Genomic DNA, 254 nt, shown 5'->3' with positions numbered 1-254 from the left:
CCGGTGCGACCCGTCGCGCAGGGTCAGCCGCCCGGAGAGGCCGAGGTCGCGGTCGAGCCAGGTGTTGAGCAGGGTCCCGCCGTAGATCTCCACGGCCACCTGCCGCCAGCCCGCCGTGCCCATGTCGGGCAGCGGCTTGACGCGCAGGTTGGGGGAGTCGGTGTGCGCTCCGACGATACGGAAGGGGGTGTGCGCCTGGGCGCCCTCGGGGACGTACCAGGCGATGATCGCGCCGCCGCGCACCACGTACTTCC

1 pseudogene is annotated in these 254 nt (G+C 73.2%); it reads right to left on the bottom strand.

Going from position 1 to position 254, the window contains the following annotated elements:
• A pseudogene (locus J0695_RS03745) lies at positions 1–254 on the bottom strand (M18 family aminopeptidase); the annotation flags it as partial.

This window comes from Streptomyces beijiangensis (genome assembly GCF_017315755.1).
GTDB classification, from domain to species: Bacteria; Actinomycetota; Actinomycetes; order Streptomycetales; family Streptomycetaceae; genus Streptomyces; species Streptomyces beijiangensis.
Note: the sequence above shows the minus strand (reverse complement) of the source record. Positions and strands in the feature narration are given on the sequence as shown.